The 17,416-nt window shown below is 65.9% G+C and carries 15 protein-coding genes; 8 read left to right on the top strand and 7 right to left on the bottom strand.

Going from position 1 to position 17,416, the window contains the following annotated elements:
* Positions 1-105 precede the first annotated feature (105 nt).
* The 5 genes from prpB to KQ910_RS24800 are packed head-to-tail and all read right to left on the bottom strand — an operon-like array spanning position 106 to position 3,963.
* Positions 106-1,029, bottom strand: a complete 924-nt coding sequence (gene prpB, locus KQ910_RS24820; protein ID WP_216966375.1) for a methylisocitrate lyase — start codon at positions 1,027-1,029, stop codon at positions 106-108.
* Between the two features lie 12 nt (positions 1,030-1,041).
* On the bottom strand, positions 1,042-1,932 hold the full coding sequence (locus KQ910_RS24815) for a DMT family transporter (protein WP_216966373.1): 891 nt from the start codon (positions 1,930-1,932) through the stop codon (positions 1,042-1,044).
* An 8-nt stretch (positions 1,933-1,940) separates the two neighbouring features.
* The gene (locus KQ910_RS24810; RefSeq protein ID WP_216966371.1) at positions 1,941-2,894 is read right to left on the bottom strand and encodes a HoxN/HupN/NixA family nickel/cobalt transporter; all 954 of its coding nucleotides are present in this window, start codon (positions 2,892-2,894) and stop codon (positions 1,941-1,943) included.
* Positions 2,891-3,565 carry a DUF1007 family protein gene (locus tag KQ910_RS24805; RefSeq protein ID WP_216966368.1) on the bottom strand — a complete coding sequence of 225 codons (675 nt, stop codon included), beginning with the start codon at positions 3,563-3,565 and terminating at the stop codon, positions 2,891-2,893. Before KQ910_RS24805 ends, KQ910_RS24810 begins: the two co-directional genes overlap by 4 nt.
* Positions 3,562-3,963: an acyl-CoA thioesterase gene (locus tag KQ910_RS24800; protein WP_216966366.1), complete on the bottom strand. Its 402-nt coding sequence runs from the start codon at positions 3,961-3,963 to the stop codon at positions 3,562-3,564. Before KQ910_RS24800 ends, KQ910_RS24805 begins: the two co-directional genes overlap by 4 nt.
* 109 nt (positions 3,964-4,072) lie before the next feature.
* On the opposite strand from KQ910_RS24800, the gene parE reads away from it, so the two are divergent.
* The 8 genes from parE to KQ910_RS24760 all read left to right on the top strand — a co-directional run bounded on the left by parE (position 4,073) and on the right by KQ910_RS24760 (position 13,969).
* Positions 4,073-6,085 (top strand): DNA topoisomerase IV subunit B, encoded by a 2,013-nt coding sequence (gene parE / locus KQ910_RS24795; protein WP_216966364.1) that lies wholly within the window; start codon positions 4,073-4,075, stop codon positions 6,083-6,085.
* Between the two features lie 101 nt (positions 6,086-6,186).
* Positions 6,187-6,756: a hypothetical protein gene (locus KQ910_RS24790; RefSeq protein WP_216966362.1), complete on the top strand. Its 570-nt coding sequence runs from the start codon at positions 6,187-6,189 to the stop codon at positions 6,754-6,756.
* Between the two features lie 55 nt (positions 6,757-6,811).
* Positions 6,812-7,861 carry a quinone-dependent dihydroorotate dehydrogenase gene (locus tag KQ910_RS24785; protein ID WP_216966360.1) on the top strand — a complete coding sequence of 350 codons (1,050 nt, stop codon included), beginning with the start codon at positions 6,812-6,814 and terminating at the stop codon, positions 7,859-7,861.
* 89 nt (positions 7,862-7,950) lie between these two features.
* Positions 7,951-8,856, top strand: a complete 906-nt coding sequence (locus KQ910_RS27310; protein WP_216966358.1) for a DMT family transporter — start codon at positions 7,951-7,953, stop codon at positions 8,854-8,856.
* Positions 8,857-8,860: 4 nt separating this feature from the next.
* Positions 8,861-10,021, top strand: a complete 1,161-nt coding sequence (locus tag KQ910_RS24775) for a CaiB/BaiF CoA transferase family protein (protein WP_229600965.1) — start codon at positions 8,861-8,863, stop codon at positions 10,019-10,021.
* A complete protein-coding gene (locus KQ910_RS24770; protein WP_216966357.1) occupies positions 10,018-11,565 on the top strand; it encodes an acetyl-CoA acetyltransferase in 1,548 nt (515 codons plus the stop codon). Before KQ910_RS24775 ends, KQ910_RS24770 begins: the two co-directional genes overlap by 4 nt.
* Before the next feature lie 137 nt (positions 11,566-11,702).
* Positions 11,703-12,536: a phytanoyl-CoA dioxygenase family protein gene (locus KQ910_RS24765; RefSeq protein WP_216966355.1), complete on the top strand. Its 834-nt coding sequence runs from the start codon at positions 11,703-11,705 to the stop codon at positions 12,534-12,536.
* Positions 12,537-12,541: 5 nt separating this feature from the next.
* Entirely contained in the window at positions 12,542-13,969 is a 1,428-nt protein-coding gene (locus KQ910_RS24760) for a coniferyl aldehyde dehydrogenase (RefSeq protein WP_216966754.1), read from the top strand.
* Positions 13,970-14,104: 135 nt separating this feature from the next.
* On the opposite strand, the gene KQ910_RS24755 is transcribed toward KQ910_RS24760, so the two are convergent.
* Positions 14,105-14,608, bottom strand: coding sequence for a cupin domain-containing protein (locus tag KQ910_RS24755; RefSeq protein ID WP_216966352.1), 504 nt, complete (start codon positions 14,606-14,608; stop codon positions 14,105-14,107).
* Between the two features lie 118 nt (positions 14,609-14,726).
* A complete protein-coding gene (locus tag KQ910_RS24750; protein ID WP_216966350.1) occupies positions 14,727-17,408 on the bottom strand; it encodes a valine--tRNA ligase in 2,682 nt (893 codons plus the stop codon).
* Positions 17,409-17,416 lie beyond the last annotated feature (8 nt).

Below are 17,416 nucleotides of genomic sequence, written 5' to 3'. Positions count from 1 at the left end.
CGCTCGCGATGACAATTTTGTTGTAGCTGACCCCGTGCGCTTGGCACGAAGCCGCAACAACAAAACCGGTGTCATCCCGAGCGAAAGCGAGGGACCCTTCGCTGATTAGTCCCGCTGCGGCATGCCCTGCGGCACCACCGTCTTCACCAGCGATGCGTCGAGCGCCTCGTATTCGTGGTAGCGGATCGTGTCGTAGAGTTCCTGCCGCGTCTGCATGCGGTCGATCGCGTTCTGCGTGCCGCCGTCGCGCTGGATGGCCGCGTAGACGCCCTCCTGCGCCTTGTTCGCCGCACGCAGGGCCGAGACCGGCCAGATCACCATGCTGTAGCCCATCGCCTCGAACTCCGACGCGGTGAAGAACGGCGTGCGGCCGAACTCGGTCATGTTGGCCAGCAGCTTCACGCCGGGCATCGCCTTGGCGAAAGCACGGAACATCTCGGCACTGTGCAGGGCCTCGGGAAAAATCGCGTCGGCGCCGGCTTCCATGTAGAGCTTCGCCCGCGCCACGGCACCATCGATGCCTTCGCTTGCCGCCGCATCGGTGCGAGCGATGACGAAGAGGTTCCGGCGGGCCTTGGCAGCGGCAGCGACCTTGGCCGCCATGTCGTGCGGCTCGGCCAGCTTCTTGTTGTTGAGGTGGCCGCACTTCTTCGGCAGGAGCTGGTCCTCGAGATGGACGGCCGCCGCGCCCGCCTCCTCGAAGGCCCGCACCATGTGCATGACGTTCAGCGCCTCTCCGTAGCCGGTATCGCCATCGACCAGGACCGGAAGGCCCGAGGAGCGCGCCACCTGGCGGATGAAGAAGCAGACCTCGTCGACCGTGATGACACCGAGATCGGGCAGGCCCATGGAGGACGACATCGCGGCGCCAGAGAGGTAGAGCGCTTCGAACCCGGCGCGCTCCGCCTGGAGGGCCGCGATGCCATTGTGCGTCCCCGGCATGCGCAGGATCTGCGGCCGTTCGAGCAGGCTACGGAAGCGGATTCCAGCCGGCTCGACCGGCAGGTCGGCAGCAACGAGATACGGCATGCTCTCTCCCCATCAGCTCTTTTGCGGCTTGCGCCCGTGCCAGCCCACCATCAAGCCGGCGCCGACCACCACGGCCGTCCCGAGCCAGGTGTAGAAATCCGGCACCTCGGCGAACATTAGGTAACCCACGATGACCGAGCCGATCATCTGCGTATAGTTGAACGGGGCCACGAAATTCGCCGAGGCATAGGTCATGGCCTTGGCGACACAGTAATGCCCCAGCGCGCCCAGGGCCCCCAGCGAACAGAGCAGTGCCCAGTCGATCCAGCCCGTCGGCGTCTTCCAGTGGAAGGGCAGCCAGGCCGACATGATGATCGCGCCCAGCAGCACGCTGTAGAAGATCGAGGTGGCCGGCGCGTCGATGCCCGCGAGACGCCGGATCAGGATCTGGTACATCGCGTAGCAGACGGCGCTCCCGAGCAGCAGCAACGACTGCCACTGAAAGACCGCGCTGCCCGGCCGGATTACGATCAGGACTCCGGCGAAGCCCACGATCACCGCGGCCATCCGGAAGAAAGTGATGCGCTCGCCCAGCAGCGGCCAGGCCAGCAGCACGACCGCCAGCGGTGCCACGAAGGTGACGGCGATGGCCTCCGCGACCGGTATGGATTTCACCGCCGAGAAGAAAAAAAGGGTCGAGAGCATCATCATCACGGAGCTGACGAATTGCGTGCCGATACGGCGCGTGCGCAGCAGGCCGAGCCCCATGCGCGGCATGAACACCGCGGCCACCAGCACCAGATGCAGGATGATCCGGAACCAGACGATCTCCTGAGGGTCGTAGGTGGCGGCCAGCAGCTTCACCAGCCCGTTCATGATCGGGAACAGCGCGCAGGCCGTGCACATGAAGAGCACGCCCAGCAGGGGTCTCGAAGTCCGGCTGGGCGCCTTGATCTCGGCCACTCGCGATCTCAGCGGAAGAAGCGTTCGAGCGAGCCCAGCAGCAGCGTACCGGCCGTTGCGATGACGATCAGCGAGGCGGCGATGGCGGTGAAGCGCCCGATCTCCTGCGAGCGGCCGTCGCCGATGATCAGCCGGTGCGCCACCATTGAGGCCATGCCGATGGCGGCCAGCGTGACCGCCATGCCGATGGCGATGGCGATGACACCGACGACGCCGGCCCACAGCACGTCGAGCGCGATCGACAGCAGGATGATGACCAGGGCGCCGGCGCAGGGCGCGATGCCGGCCGCGGTCAGCAGCAGCCAGCCCGCGATCGTCCGCTGCGGCGGCTCATGGTCGTGGTGATGATGATGCCCGTGGTCGTGGCCATGTGCATGGTCGTGGCCGTGGGAATGTCCGTGACCGTGTCCATGCTCAGGGCCATGGTCATGATCGCCGTGCCAGTGCTCGTGCACGCGCCCCGTGATTCCGGCCCACAGCCGCCACAGGCCCACCAGCAGGATGAGCGTGTACGACACGATCTCGACGTTGCGGACCTCGCGCATCGCGCCGAACAGGCCGACCGTGGAGGAGAGCTTGAGCGCGCCCGCCAGCAGGAGCGCCGCCAGCGTGTGGGTGAAGGCGATCCAGCCACCGGCGAAGATACCCTCGATCCAGGCGCGCGGGCGCGAGCTGTCGAGGAAGTAAGCCACGACCACGGCCTTGCCGTGGCCCGGTCCCAGTGTGTGAACGACGCCATAGCCGAAGCAGACGGTGACGAGGGTCCACAGAGCGAGCGAGCCCGTACCGGACTGCACGTCCCGCAGCGACGTGGAGAGAACCTGGTTGATGCGTCGCTGGTACTCGGCGGAGTAACGGGCCAACTCTGCGACGCTGTCGCTGAACACCAGCGCTCCGCCCAGGGCGATCAGCAGGACGATTCCCAGCCACAGGAAAGGCGAGCGCAAGGCGGAGGATTTCACGGAAGCTGGCATGTCACCACGTCGGCAAAGATGGGATAGCCGCGCACGAACTCGGCCTTGTGGGTCGGATGCTTGCCGAGCGTGCAGTTGGCCGGAACCGAGGCCTTGTCGACCTCGATGCGGATGAAGTCCTCGGGATCGAACGTGGCGATCGACACGAGCTTGGACGGTTCGGGCAGTGCGAAGCGCATGACGTAGACGAGGTTGCGCGGGCCCTGCTTGCGCGGGCCCTGCGCGCCGTCGGCGCGCTTGTTCGGCGGCATCGGCATGCCCGCATTGTCGCCGGCATTGCGATCCCATTCCGGCGGAATGAACGTCGCGGGATCATCGATGCGGGCGGAGAATTGCGGCGGCTTGGGCGGCCTGAAATCCTTGGCGCCGGTGTTGATCCAGCTCAGGTAGCCGTACTTGCCCAGCTCCGGCATCATCTCGTCAGACAGGAGCTTGGTCTCGCGGGCGGAGAACTTGCCGTTCTTGTCCTCGTCGATCAGCGGGATCTCGACCTCGCTGGAGAACGGATCGAAGCGCCATTCGATCTCGACATGCGTGTACTTGCCGTCCTTGGCGATCATGCGGACCACCTGCTGCACGACGATGTGCGGGTGGGCGAAGGCCATGGCCGGCGCCAGCATCGCCAGCAAGGCCACGATCGGGGCCAGCAGCCGTCTCATGCGACGGCGACCTGGGCGGGTCCGTCCTGCGGCACCGGGCGCGGATTGCCGTCGCCGTCGATCGCCACGAACACGAAGGTGCCGTGCGTAACCCGGATGTCGGTCTCCTCATGGCGGCGCTGGACGACGGTTTCGAGGCCGATGGTTATCGACGTGCGGCCAACCTTCACGACTTCTCCATAGATCGACACCATGTCTCCCACCTTGATCGGCTCGACGAAGGTCATGGCCGTAATGGCGACCGTCGCCACCCGCCCCTTCGCCACCCGGGCCGCGAGCGAGCCGCCCGCGATATCCATCTGGCTCAGCACCCAACCGCCGAAAATGTCGCCATTTCCGTTCATGTCGGCAGGCTGGGGAACGGTCCTTACGATCGGATCGCGGCGACTTTCGGACATCGATTCCTCACCGGATGTGGTTGATTTCGCGCGGTTTTGCTACCATACCCATGCCCAACCGGTCACCAAGCGATCCCCTCGCGCGGCCGCGGAAAGACAAGAAGCAGGCATGGCACGAAACGGCGATCTGTTCGATCGGTCTGGCGGCGGCAAGCGTGCCGCGGGTCCGAAGGATAATTCCTACACGGCGCAGGACATTGAGGTGCTGGAGGGCCTGGAGCCCGTCCGCAAGCGCCCCGGCATGTATATCGGCGGCACCGATGAACGGGCCATGCATCATCTCGTGGCCGAGGTGCTGGACAATTCGATGGACGAGGCCGTCGCCGGCCACGCCGACACGATCTGGCTGGAGATGCTGCCGGGCAACAAGATCCTGGTGCGCGACAACGGCCGCGGCATCCCGGTCGATCCGCACCCCAAATTCAAGAACAAGTCGGCCCTCGAAGTCATCCTCACCACGCTGCATTCCGGCGGCAAGTTCAACGGCAAGGTCTACGCCACGTCAGGCGGTCTGCACGGTGTCGGCATCTCGGTCGTCAATGCGCTGTCCGACGACCTCCTGGTCGAAGTTGCCCGCGACCGCCAGGCCTGGGCCCAGAACTTCTCGCGCGGCCTTCCGGTGTCGAAACTGAAGCCGATGGGCGCCGCTTCCAACCGTCGCGGCACCACAGTCACCTTCCATCCAGACGCCGAGATCTTCGGCAAGCAGCAGTTTGTGCCCGAGCGCCTCTACCGCATGGTGCGCTCCAAGGCCTACCTGTTCCGTGGCGTCGAGATCCGATGGAAGTGCGACAAGTCCCTGCTCCCGAAAAGCGGCGAGATTCCCGAGGAAGAAACGTTCCATTTCCCCGGCGGCCTCAAGGACTATGTCACCTCCGAGATCGGCCAGCGTGGCACCGTCGTCCCACAGCCTTTTGCCGGCGAGGCCAAGGGCGAAGGAAACGGCAAGGTCGAATGGGCGGTGTGGTGGCCGAACGACGAGGAAGGCTTCGTCCGCTCCTACTGCAACACCGTGCCGACGTCCGAAGGCGGCACGCACGAATCGGGCTTCCGCAGTGCGCTGGTACGCGGCCTCAAACGCTATGCCGAGCTGACCGGCAACCGCAAGGGCTCGATCATCACGGCCGACGACGTCATCGAGGGCTCTCTAGCCCTCGTCTCGGTCTTCATCGAACAACCGCAGTTCCAGGGCCAGACCAAGGAAAAGCTGGTCAGCGTCGAGGCGACCAAGGTCGTCGAGACGATCGTCGGCGACAATTTCGAGCACTGGCTGATCGGCGACAAGGAAGCCGGTAACGTTCTGCTGGAACACGTGATCTCCAAGGCCGACGAGCGCCTGCGCCGCCGCCAGGATCGCGAGCAACAGCGCAAGACCGCCACCCGCAAGCTTCGTCTGCCGGGCAAGCTGGCCGACTGCTCGAGTTCCTCTTCCGTCGGTACCGAAATCTTCCTGGTCGAGGGCGACTCGGCCGGCGGCTCGGCCAAGGCCGCACGGAACCGGGAGACCCAGGCCATCCTGCCGCTGCGCGGCAAGATCCTGAACGTGGCCAGCGCCACCTCCGACAAGATGCGCGAGAACCAGGAGATCCAGGATCTCATTCTGGCGCTGGGTTGCGGTGCCGGCGCGAACTACAACAACGACCGCCTGCGTTACGAGCGGGTCATCATCATGACCGACGCCGACGTCGACGGCGCCCACATCGCCTCGCTGCTGATGACGTTCTTCTATCGCGAGATGCCGAAGCTGATCGAGAACGGCCACTTGTTCCTCGCCCAGCCGCCGCTGTTCCGCCTGAGCAAGGGTGGCCGCACGGAATATGCGCAGGACGACGCGCAGAAGGACGAGCTGGTCCGCACGGTGTTCAACGGCAAGGCCGACATCACCCGCTTCAAGGGGCTGGGCGAGATGCAGTCGGTGCATCTGCGGGAGACCACCATGGATCCGACCAAGCGGGTGCTGCTGAAGGTCGACGTGCCGACGGCGTCCGGGCCGGACCCGGACGACCGGCGCGAGGAGATGCGGACCCGGACCCTGGTCGAGGACCTGATGGGCCGAAAGCCCGAGAAGCGCTACGCCTTCATCCAGGATAACGCCAAGTTCGCACGCGATCTCGACGTGTGAGCCGGCTTACGCCGGGGTTACGCGCCACGCGCAGAAATGTGACATTCCCGGAGCCCTTCCAGGGCGTACGATAGCCGGATAATCCGCGGAGGAGTTTGCCAATGCGTTTCAGGTCCAAGATCGCTGCCGCGCTGCTTGCGGTCGCCGCCCTTCCCGCCGCCGTCTACGCCGCTACCATCGGTGGCACCTTCTATGCGGTACAGTATGACTATCGCGAGTTCTTCGCCGCGACGGACGGCAAGAACTTCCAGGTCGTCATCCACGGCAATCCGTTCCCCGGGACCGATCCGGCGATCGTGGCCCGCGACCTGCTGCCGATGATGCAGGCCGCAAAGCCCATGCCCCGCCTCACCTTCACCTACGAGACCCCGCCTGAGAAGCCGCGTCCCGACTACCGGCTCATGCTGGTCTTCGACCCCGCGAACGATCTCAATAGCGACTCGGTTTGCAGGGGCACCACGCGTTTCAAGCCGGGCAAGCCCGGCGTCTTCAACGTCTATGCCATCTATTGCCGCAACGACATGACGATGTCGGAGACCACCGCCTGGACCCCGGCGTCCGGTCCCGACGATCCGCGGATCGGCCAGCTCTTCCGCGAGTTGTTCATGGTCATCTTCTCAGACTCCCCGTCCCTGCGGCCCAACCAGGGTGGCGGTATGGGCCGCTTCTAGCGGGCCGCGCTCTCACCCAAGCGCTCCACAGGGAACCTCTGCTAACCAGACGGCAATGGCCGTCTGGTACCCGCTCCTCGATCTCGCCCTCTCCCGTCTCGACGCAGAGGCCGCGCACGGCCTGGCGATCCGTGCCCTGAAAAGCGGGCTGTTGCCGGGCGACCGGCGCGCCGATCCGCCATCTCTGACGACGAAGATCTGGGGCCGCTCCCTGCCCAATCCGATCGGCCTCGCCGCCGGTTTCGACAAGAATGCCGAGGTGGCCGACGCCATGCTCGCACAGGGCTTCGGTCTGGTGGAAATCGGCAGCGTCACGCCGCGGCCGCAGGAAGGCAATCCGCGCCCCCGTCTGTTCCGGCTGCCGGAGGATCGCGGCGTCATCAACCGCATGGGCTTTCCCGGCCACGGCCTGGAGGCCGCCCGCGCCCGCCTCGCCGCCCGCCCCCGGCGCGGCTTCGTCGGCGTCAATATCGGCGCCAACAAGGACAGTACCGACCGTGCCGCCGACTACGTGACCGGCTGCGTGGCACTCGCGCCCTATGCCGATTACCTCGTCTGCAACGTTTCCTCACCCAACACGCCGGGCCTGCGCAATCTGCAGGGTCGGATGGAACTCGCCGGCCTGCTGAAGCGCGTGCAGGACGCGATCGCGGCCAAGCCGGTGCCGCTGGTCGTGAAGATCGCGCCCGACGCGAGCGACGACGATCTTGACGACATCGTCTTCGTCTGCCGCGACCTCAAGCTCGACGGCATCATCATCGGCAACACCACCCTGTCGCGGCCGCCCACGCTGCGGTCGCAGCGCCGGGGTGAGACCGGCGGCCTGTCGGGCGCACCGCTCACGGCCCTGTCGACGGAAGTCCTGCGCAAGACCGCGCAACGGACGGAGCGCCAGTTCCCCCTGATCGGTTGCGGCGGAATCGGCTCCGGGGCCGATGCCTATGCCAAGATCCGGGCGGGCGCGGCCCTGGTGCAGCTCTATTCGGCCATGGTCTATGAGGGCCCGCCGCTCATCCGTCGCATCAAGGACGAACTGGCGGCCCTGCTGGCCCGCGACGGCTTCTCGTCGGTCTCCGATGCAGTCGGGGCAGACGTTCGGCGTTAGGGTGTCACCTGCCTGCTGCATCGCGGAAATCTAAACCGCAGACGCGGGGCTATTGACGCCATACACTCCCGGCAGGGAGATAAAACGCCGTGCCGCTCTGGATACCGATCACCGTCGCTGCCGCTCTGTGCCAGAACATCCGCACGACGATGCAGCAGAAGATTCGCGGCATCCTGAGCGTCGATGGCGCAAACTTCGTCCGCTATCTCTACGGCGCGCCGCTGGCACTGGGCATGCTGGCCTTCCTGGTGTTCGTGACCGGCCGGCACGTCCCCTCGATCTCGCTGCATTTCCTGCTGCTGGTGACCATCGCGGGGGTCGCCCAGATCGTGGCGACCTCGCTGATGATCCACGCATTCTCGCTGCGAAACTTCGCCGTCGGCACGGTCTATTCCAAGACCGAGACGGTGTTCGTCGCCTTGTTCGCGACCTTCATCGCGGGAGAGCCGCTGAAGCTCGGCGCCTGGGCGGGTATCCTGGTCTGCCTGGGCGGCGTCGCCATCCTGAGCGTGCGCGGCAAGTTCTCCGACGTGCGCGGCGTACTGGCCGACCTCACGCACAAGGGCGCGCTGTTCGGCATCCTCTCCGGAGCGATTTTCGCGATCGCCGCGGGGACGATCCGCGAGGCTTCGAAGCTCTTGCCCGAGGGCGACTTCATGGTGCGCGGCATCACCGTGCTCGCCTGCATGAACACGATCCAGGTCGTGCTGATGGGCCTCTACCTGTTCCGGCGCGACCGGCCGCAGCTCTCGAAGGTCTGGTTCAACTGGCGGTCCTCGATCTGGGTCGGCATCTTCAGCGTGCTGGGATCGGCCGGCTGGGCGCTGGCCATGACCCTCGAGAACGCGGCGCTGGTGCGCGCGGTCGGCCAGATCGAGTTGGTCTTCACCTTCATCTCCTCCCGCCTCATCCTCAAGGAGCGGCCGTCCCTCGGCGAGTGGATCGGCAGCATCCTCGTGGTCGGCGGCGTCGTCCTCATCCTTGTAACCCGGTGAAAACATGACCGAAATGTCCCGGCCACTCGACGGCCTGCGCATCCTCGATTTCTCGACCACCATCGCGGGCCCGCATTGCAGCCGCCTGCTCGCCGACATGGGCGCCGAGGTCGTGAAGGTGGAATCGGCCGAAGGCGACCTGATGCGTTCGCGCCCGGTCCAGCGCGACGGATTCAGCACGATGTTCGGCCAGCTCAACGCCGGCAAGAAATCCATCGTTCTTGACCTCAAGAAGCCCGAGTCCGTGGCCGCCATCAAGAAGCTGATCGCAACGGTCGACATCCTGGTCGAGAACTACCGGCCCGGTGTCATGAAGCGGCTGGGCCTCGACTATGCCGAACTGGCGAAGGTCAATCCGCGTCTGATCTACTGCGCGATCTCGGGCTACGGCCAGACCGGCCCCGGCGCCGGCCGTCCCGCCTATGCGCCGGTGATCCATGCTTCGACCGGCTACGACATGGCCCATCTCTTCTACCAGCAGGGCCGCGAGCGTCCCGACAATTGCGGCATCTTCGTCGCGGACTACGCGAGCGGCGCCTATGCGATGGGCGCGATCCTCGCCGCCGTCCATCAGCGCCATGCGACCGGCAAGGGCCAGATGATCGACGTCTCGATGTTCGAAACCCTGGTCGGCATGCTGCTGGGCGAGGTCAATCGCGCGCAGTTCGACTTCGAGATGCCCTCGCGCCCGATGTACGGGCCGATCGAGGCCAGCGACGGCTACGTCATGCTGGCGACTGCCAGCGAGAAGACCTTCCAGGACATGGCGACCGCCGCCGGCCGCCGCGACTGGCTGACCGATCCGCGCTTCGAGAAGTACCAGAACCGCCGAATGAACTGGGGCCTTCTCGTTGACGAACTCGAAGAGTGGTCGAAGAAGATGAGCGTCAAGGAGGTGGTCGCCGCGCTGGAGAAGCAGGGCGTGCCCTGCTCGCCCTACCTCACCGTGACCGAGGCATTGAAGGACCCGCAGGTCGAGCATCGCGGCTCGCTCTGCACCATCGAGGACGGCGGCGGCAGCTACAAGTCGCCGGCCCCGCCCTTTCGCTTCTCCGGCTCACCGTTGCAGAGTGGCCCCAAGGTCGCCGCCCTCGGCGAGGATACGAAGACCGTGTTGGCTCAGGCCGGCCTCACGCCCTCCGAGATCGAGGCCCTCGTCAAATGATCGATCCGCGTACCCCCATCCTGGTCGGCGCCGGCCAGATCACCGACACGGTCGGCAAGCCGTCGAGCGAGCGCTCGCGCGTGGCCTTCTGCACCGAGGCCGCCAACGCGGCGCTGGAGGACACCAAGGCCGCCATCGGCGGGCATGCGCTCGGCCACAGGGTCGACGCCATCGCCGTGATGGAGTTCTTCAGCGACATCAGCCCGCGCTTCGCCTCGCCCTACGGCCGGTCGAGCAATCCGCCGAAGAGCGTCGCCAACCGGCTGCATGCCGATCCGAAACAGCTCCTCTACACGCACTCGGGCGGCAACATGCCCCAGTACCTGGTGAACAAGTTCGCCGAGCAGATCGCCAAGGGCGAGACCGAGTTGGCCTTGATCTGCGGCGCCGAGCTGCTGCGCAGCACGCAGAACGCCCGCCGCGCCGGCATGAAGATCGACTGGAACGAGGACCCCGGCGGCGGCGAGCCGACGCGCATCGGCGATCCGCGCTTCGGCTTCAGCGAGGAAGAGGCACGCCACGAGCTGCGCGCCGCCATCCACTTCTATCCACTGCTTGAGAACGCCATTCGCGGCGGGCTGAAGCGTGACGTCGACCGTCACATGAAGGCGATGGGCCGCCTGTTCGAGCGCCTCGCCGCCGTGGCCAAAGCCAACCCGCTGGCGACGCGCCGCGAAGGCTACAGCGCCGAGGCCCTGTCGACGATCTCGCCCGACAATCGCTGGATCTGTTTCCCCTATCCACGGCTGATGAACGCCAATGCGATCATCGACCAGGCGGCGGCCGTGCTGGTCACCTCGGTCGAGAAGGCCCGCGAATGGGGCATCCCGCAGGACCGCTGGGTGTTCCTGCACGGCTGCGCCGACGGCACCGACACCTGGGTCGTGTCCGAGCGCGAGAAGCTCGACTCGTCACCCGCGATCCGCGGCTGCGCCCGCATCGCCCTCGACATGGCAGGCAAGAAGGTCTCCGACGTCGACGCCTTCGACCTCTACAGCTGCTTCCCCTCCGCCGTCGAAGTCGCGATGACCGAGATCGGCATCCCCGAGAACGATCCGCGCCCGATCAGCGTGACCGGCGGCCTCCCCTTCTTCGGCGGTCCCGGCAACAACTACGTCACTCACTCGATCGCCGAGATGATGAACGTGGTACGCGCCAAACCCGGCTCGTTCGGCATGGTGACGGCCAACGGCAACTACCTCACCAAGCATTCGGCCGGCCTCTATTCGACCGAGCCGACCAAGGGAGCGTGGAAGCGCGAGGATCCCAAGAAGTTCCAGGCCGAACTCGACGCCCTTCCCAAGCGCCGGGTCGAAACCAAGCCCACGGGCACCGGCACGATCGAGACGTACTGCGTCACCTACGGCAAGGACGCGCCGGAGCGCGGCTATATCCTGGGCCGCCTCGACGGCTCGGGCGACCGCTTCGTCGCCATGACACCGGACGATCCCGCCCTGGTCGCCGACATGCTGACGCGCGAACAGCTCGGGCGTAAGGTCTCGGTCTCCGAGTTGGGCGGCCGCAACGTCTTCCGCCCTGTCTGAAGCGGTTGCATATGATTCAAGGGTCCTTTGCTTCGCTCAGGATGACACCTTCTTGTTCATCGGCGCACTGCGTCCTTGCCGGTGGAGTTGTCATCCTGAGCGAAGCGAAGGACCTTTCTCCTTAAGGCGAGGAAACCATGCCGAACGTGCTGAACGCGGCGCAGAGCGCCGAATTCGAGGAGAAGGGTTTCACTTATGCGCGCGGCCTGTTCTCGCCCGACGAGGTGAAGCTGCTGACCCGCGCGATGGAGGAAGATCCTGCCGTGCGCGACAGCATCCTCGACCGCCGCGATGGAGAGGGCCGCTCGACGCGCATCGCGCTCTGGAACCGGGCCGGCGACAGCGTCTACGGTCTCGCCGCCCGCGTCCGGCGCATGGTCGATACGTCGGCGGCGTTGCTGGGCGGGCCGGTCTATCACTACCAGTCCAAGCTGACCGCCAAGGAGCCCGAGGTCGGCGGCGCCTGGGAATGGCACCAGGATTATGGCTACTGGTACTACAATGGCTGCCTGCGCCCCGACATGCTCTCGATCATGATCGGGCTCGACCGCACCACCCGCGAGAACGGTTGCCTGCAGATCGCCACAGGCTCGCACAAGCTCGGCCGCATCGACCATACGCCGCTGTCGCCGACCCAGAACGAGGTCGATCCCAGCCGCATGGCGCACATCCTGGAGAAATGCCCGGTCGAGTATTGCGAACTGGAGGCCGGCGACGCGCTGATCTTCCATTGCAATGCGATCCACCGGTCCGACGCCAACCGCTCGCCCAACCGGCGCTGGACGCTGCTGATCTGCTACAATCGCGTCGACAACGACACTTTCACCAAGGTCGACGACCGCTACTACGTGCCGCTCGAACCGGTCGACGACGACGCGATCCGCCGCGCCGGCCTGCGCTTCGCCCGCGGCGATGGGCAGGAGCATTTCACCAGAAAACCCTACGTGCCGGACCTCCGGAAGGCATCGTGACCGACATGACAGACTTCGGATTGAACGAAATCCTCGCGAAACAGCGCAACGCCCAGCTCAAGGACGGCGCGCCGTCCGCCGAGATCCGCATCGACCGCCTCAACCGCTGTATCGGCCTCCTGGTCGACCGGCGGCGCGACATCGAAGCGGCGCTGTCGGCCGACTTCGGCGCGCGTTCGGCCGTGGTGACGGCCTTCGCCGATGTCGCCAGTTCGATCGGACCGCTGAAGCATGCGCGCGACAATGTCCGAAGCTGGATGAAGACCGAGCGGCGGCGCACCACACCGCGCATCCTGGGTTTCCTCGGCGCCCGGGCCGAGATCCGCCACCAGCCCAAGGGCGTGGTCGGTGTCATCAGCCCCTGGAACTTCCCCGTGAACCTTACCTTCGCGCCGCTCGCCGGGGTCCTTGCCGCCGGCAACCGGGCGATGATCAAGCCGTCCGAGACGACACCGGCGACGTCTGAGCTCCTGAAACAGATGTTCGCCAGCGCCTTCGACGAAAGCGAGATCGCCGTGGTGACGGGCGGTCCCGAGGTCGGTCAGGCCTTCTCCGCCCTCGCCTTCGATCACATGATCTTCACCGGTGCGACCTCGATCGGGCGGCATGTGATGCGGGCCGCCGCCGAAAATCTCGTCCCGGTGACGCTCGAGCTGGGTGGCAAGAGCCCGGTCGTGGTGGGCCGCTCCGCCGACATGGCCGTGGCCGCGGCGAGGATCATGAACGGCAAGACGCTCAACGCCGGCCAGATCTGCCTCGCGCCGGATTACGTGCTGGCGCCCGCCGATCGCGTCGGCGACTTCGTGGCCGAAGCCAAGGCTTCCGTCGGCCGCATGTTCCCGAGCATTCGCGAGAGCCCCGACTACACCGCGGTCGTCTCCGACCGCCACTATGCGCGCCTCATGTCCTATCTCGACGATGCGCGTGCCAAGGGCGCCGAACTCGTCGAGATCAATCCGGCGGCCGAGGACCTGCGCCAGCAGCCGCATCGCCGCATCGCGCCGACCCTGATCCTGAACCCGACCGACGACATGAAGGTCATGCAGGAGGAGATCTTCGGGCCGCTGCTTCCGGTGAAGGCCTACCGCGACGTGCAGGAGGCGATGGACTACATCAACGCCCACGACCGCCCGCTCGGCCTCTACTATTTCGGCAGCGACGACGCGGAGCGCGACCGGGTGTTGAACGGCACGACCTCCGGCGGCGTCACCGTCAACGACGTGGTGATGCACGTGGCGCAGGAGGAGCTGCCATTCGGCGGCATCGGCCCGGCCGGCATGGGCGCCTATCACGGCCACGATGGCTTCCGCGAATTCAGCCATCGCAAGTCGATCTACCACCAGATCAAATGGGACCTGGCGCCGTTGCGCATGCTCCGGCCGCCCTATGGCACGGGGCTGGCGAAATATCTGTCGATGCAGATCAAGCGATAGCTGCCGGAACAGCAGCTACCCACAGCGTCATCCTGAGCGAAGCGCAGAGTCTCTCGTTAACCACAACGTGCTCTGGCCGCCCGTGAGGTCCTTCGCCGCGCCCAGGCCGGCGGCATTCCTTCTATGCAGCCGTCCTCAGGCCGCCTTGATGTTCGAGCGCTTGATGCGATCGAGATTGGCGCCCTCGATGCGCACCAGCTTGGTCAAGCCGTCGCGCTTCGGCGAGTGGACGACGCCGACATCGTAGAAGTGACTATCGCCGGGCTTCAGGACGTAGGTGTTGGCGGGCTCGACCAGGGTCGGCTCGCCGCCTTCGCCCTTCTTGACGATGCGCCAATCGGTCATCTCCGTATCGCCGGTGGCCAGCCCGTAGATCGCCCAACTGGTACCGTGGTCATGAGGCGCTCCGTGCGCGGCCGTCTCGTACACATGCCCGCAGATGCAGAAACCCAGTTCCGGATCCTCGTACAGGACCTTGCGCGGGCGGCATTCCTCGGCGGTCAGGTGCTTGGCAACGAACTCATCGTCGAGCAGCACCTTCGACACCAGCTTGCACACGGCCTGCTTGCCCGCGGTTCCGGAATCGGCCTTGAGTGCCTTCCCGATGTCGGCGCTCAGTTGCTCGAGGGTATAGGTCATCGTTTCCTCCATTGGGGGATCAATATTCCCACAATAGCGCAGTGGAGATCATCTCCTCACCACCCTCGCCATTCGCTCTGCGAGCCGCTCCGTCTCGAAGGAGCGCCGCCTGATCTCGCTACGCGCCCAGCCGTTCCAGCGCCGCGCTGAGCCGCGCGGCGGTCTGTTCGGCCTGTGCGCGCCGCTCGCGCTGTTCCTCGACCACCTCTTCGGGCGCTCGTGCGACGAAGGCGGCGTTGGCGAGCTTGGCGTCGATCTTCCCGACCTCGTCGGCGAGCTTCTTGATTTCCTTCTGCAGGCGCGCGCTTTCGGCCTTGAGATCGATCACTTCACCGACCGGCAAGGCATAGGTCGCCTCCCCAACCACGATCTGCAGCGATGCCCTGGGTGCCGACGCGGCGGCCTCGACACCCTCGATGCGGGCCAGCCGCTCGATGGCGGCACGATGGGTCTCGATACGGGCTGCCGTCGTGTCGTTGCCACCGATCACCAGCAGCCTGAGCTTGGCGCCGGCCGGCACGTTGAGTTCGGCGCGGGCCGAGCGGATGTCGGAGATCAGCTTCACCAGCCAGCCCATCTCGGCATCGGCCGCCGCATCGACGGTCGCCGGCGCGGGCCAGGGCTGGCCGATCAGCGGGCCGTGCTCGGCGCGATGGCCGAGCTTGTCCCAAAGCTCCTCGGTGATGAAAGGCATCACCGGGTGCATGAGCTTCACGGTCTCGCGCAGCACGAAGGCCGTGACGGCGCGCGTCTCGTCCTTCTCGGATCCATCCGCGCCCTGCACGATCGGCTTGGTGAGCTCGACATACCAGTCGCAGACCACGCCCCACACGAATTCGTAGAGCGTCGTGGCGGCCTCGTTCAGCCGGAAGTCGGTGAGCGCCTTGTCGATCGCCTGATTGGCGCGGGCCAGTTCGCCCAGCATCCACCTGTTGACGGTGAGCCTCGCCGTCGCCGGATCGAAGCCCGGCGGCAGGGCTGCCCCATTCATCTCGGCGAAGCGCGTCGCGTTCCACAGCTTGGTCGCGAAGTTGCGCGCGCCCTCGACGCGGGCCGGCGCCAGCCGCAGCCGGCCGGCCTGCGAGGCCGCGAGTGATGTCATGGTGAAGCGCAGCGCGTCGGCGCCGTATTTGTCGATCAGCTCCAGGGGATCGATCACGTTCCCCTTGGACTTCGACATCTTTTGCCCCTTCTCGTCGGTGACGAGACCGTGCAGATAGACGGTGCGGAACGGCACGTCCTTCATGAAGTGCATGCCCATCATCATCATGCGGGCGACCCAGAAGAACAGGATGTCCCAGCCGGTGACGAGCGTGCTGGTCGGATAGTATTTCGCGAGTTCCGGCGTCTGGTCGGGCCAGCCCAGCGTCGAGAACGGCCACAAGGCCGAGCTGAACCAGGTGTCGAGAACGTCGGGATCACGCTCCAGCGCGACATCCTTGCCGTAATGCGCGCGCGCCTCTTCCCGGGCCTCGTCCTCCGACAATGCCACGAAGACCTTCTTGTTCGGGCCGTACCAGGCCGGGATCTGATGGCCCCACCAGAGCTGGCGCGACACGCACCATGGCTCGATGTTCTCCATCCAGCGGAAGAAATCCTCGCGCCCGCGCTCGGGCACGAACTTCACGCGGCCGTCGCGCGCCGCCGCCAGCGGCGCCTCGGCCAGCTTCTTGGCATCGGCGTACCATTGCTCGGTGAGATAGGGTTCGACCGGCACGCCGCCGCGGTCGCCGTAGGGCACCGCATGGGTGTGCGGCTCGATCTTCTCGACCAGCCCCAGCTCCTCCATCTCGGCCACGATCTTCTTGCGGGCGTCGAACCGGTCGAGGCCGCGATACTTCTCGGGCGCCTCGTCGTTCACCCTCGCGAACTTGTCGAAGATGTTGATGGCCTCGAGATTGTGCCGCCGTCCGACCTCGAAATCGTTGAAGTCGTGCGCCGGCGTGATCTTCACCGCGCCTGACCCCTTCTCCGGATCGGAATATTCGTCACCCACGATCGCGATCCGGCGGCCCACCAGCGGCAGCACGGCGTGCTTGCCGATCAGGTGCTTCCACTTGGGATCATCGGGATGAACCGCGATGCCGGTATCGCCCAGCATCGTCTCCGGCCGCGTCGTGGCGACCACGATGAATTCGTCGGGGCTGCCCTCGATCGGATACTTGAAGTACCAGAGATGACCCTTCACCTCGCGCGATTCGACCTCGAGGTCGGAGATCGCGGTCAGCATCTTGGGGTCCCAGTTGACCAACCGCAGGTCCTTGTAGATTAGGCCCTGCTTGTAGAGTTCGACGAACACCTTGAGCACGGCCTTCGACAGGCCCTCGTCCATGGTGAAGCGCTCGCGGCTCCAGTCGCACGAGGCGCCGAGCCGGCGAAGCTGGCCTGTGATCGTGCCGCCGGAATAGGCCTTCCACTCCCAGACCTTCGCGAGGAACTCCTCGCGGTTCAGCAGTTTCTTGTTGGCGTCCGTCTTGGCTGCGCCCTCGACCGCGAGGCCGATGCCTTCCTGCTCGAGATTTCGCACCACCACCATCTGCGTAGCGATGCCCGCATGGTCGGTACCGGGCTGCCACAGCACGTCGTCGCCTTTCATGCGGCGCCAGCGGATCAGCACGTCCTGCAGCGTGTTGTCGAGCGCGTGGCCCATGTGCAGGCTGCCCGTGACGTTCGGTGGCGGGATGACGATGCAATAGGGCTGCTTCGGCGACTCCGGATGGGCGCGAAAGGCACCGGCGTTCTCCCATTCGGGGTAGCGGCGGGCCTCGATTTCCTTGGGGTCGTAGGTCTTGTCGAGCATCTCTTGGC

Origin of the sequence: Reyranella humidisoli (genome assembly GCF_019039055.1) — a bacterium.
Classification (GTDB): domain Bacteria; phylum Pseudomonadota; class Alphaproteobacteria; order Reyranellales; family Reyranellaceae; genus Reyranella; species Reyranella humidisoli.
Note: the sequence above shows the minus strand (reverse complement) of the source record. Positions and strands in the feature narration are given on the sequence as shown.

Excerpts from the sequence above, each read along its gene's own strand:
- KQ910_RS24765 (WP_216966355.1), top strand. The coding sequence starts at position 11,703 with ATGCCGAACGTGCTGAACGCGGCGCAGAGCGCCGAATTCGAGGAGAAG.
- KQ910_RS24785 (WP_216966360.1), top strand. The coding sequence starts at position 6,812 with ATGGCCGTCTGGTACCCGCTCCTCGATCTCGCCCTCTCCCGTCTCGAC.
- parE (WP_216966364.1), top strand. The coding sequence starts at position 4,073 with ATGGCACGAAACGGCGATCTGTTCGATCGGTCTGGCGGCGGCAAGCGT.
- KQ910_RS24770 (WP_216966357.1), top strand. The coding sequence starts at position 10,018 with ATGATCGATCCGCGTACCCCCATCCTGGTCGGCGCCGGCCAGATCACC.
- KQ910_RS24805 (WP_216966368.1), bottom strand. The coding sequence starts at position 3,565 with ATGAGACGGCTGCTGGCCCCGATCGTGGCCTTGCTGGCGATGCTGGCG.
- KQ910_RS24750 (WP_216966350.1), bottom strand. The coding sequence starts at position 17,408 with ATGCTCGACAAGACCTACGACCCCAAGGAAATCGAGGCCCGCCGCTAC.
- KQ910_RS24775 (WP_229600965.1), top strand. The coding sequence starts at position 8,861 with ATGACCGAAATGTCCCGGCCACTCGACGGCCTGCGCATCCTCGATTTC.
- KQ910_RS24760 (WP_216966754.1), top strand. The coding sequence starts at position 12,542 with ATGACAGACTTCGGATTGAACGAAATCCTCGCGAAACAGCGCAACGCC.
- KQ910_RS24755 (WP_216966352.1), bottom strand. The coding sequence starts at position 14,608 with ATGACCTATACCCTCGAGCAACTGAGCGCCGACATCGGGAAGGCACTC.
- KQ910_RS24790 (WP_216966362.1), top strand. The coding sequence starts at position 6,187 with ATGCGTTTCAGGTCCAAGATCGCTGCCGCGCTGCTTGCGGTCGCCGCC.
- prpB (WP_216966375.1), bottom strand. The coding sequence starts at position 1,029 with ATGCCGTATCTCGTTGCTGCCGACCTGCCGGTCGAGCCGGCTGGAATC.
- KQ910_RS24800 (WP_216966366.1), bottom strand. The coding sequence starts at position 3,963 with ATGTCCGAAAGTCGCCGCGATCCGATCGTAAGGACCGTTCCCCAGCCT.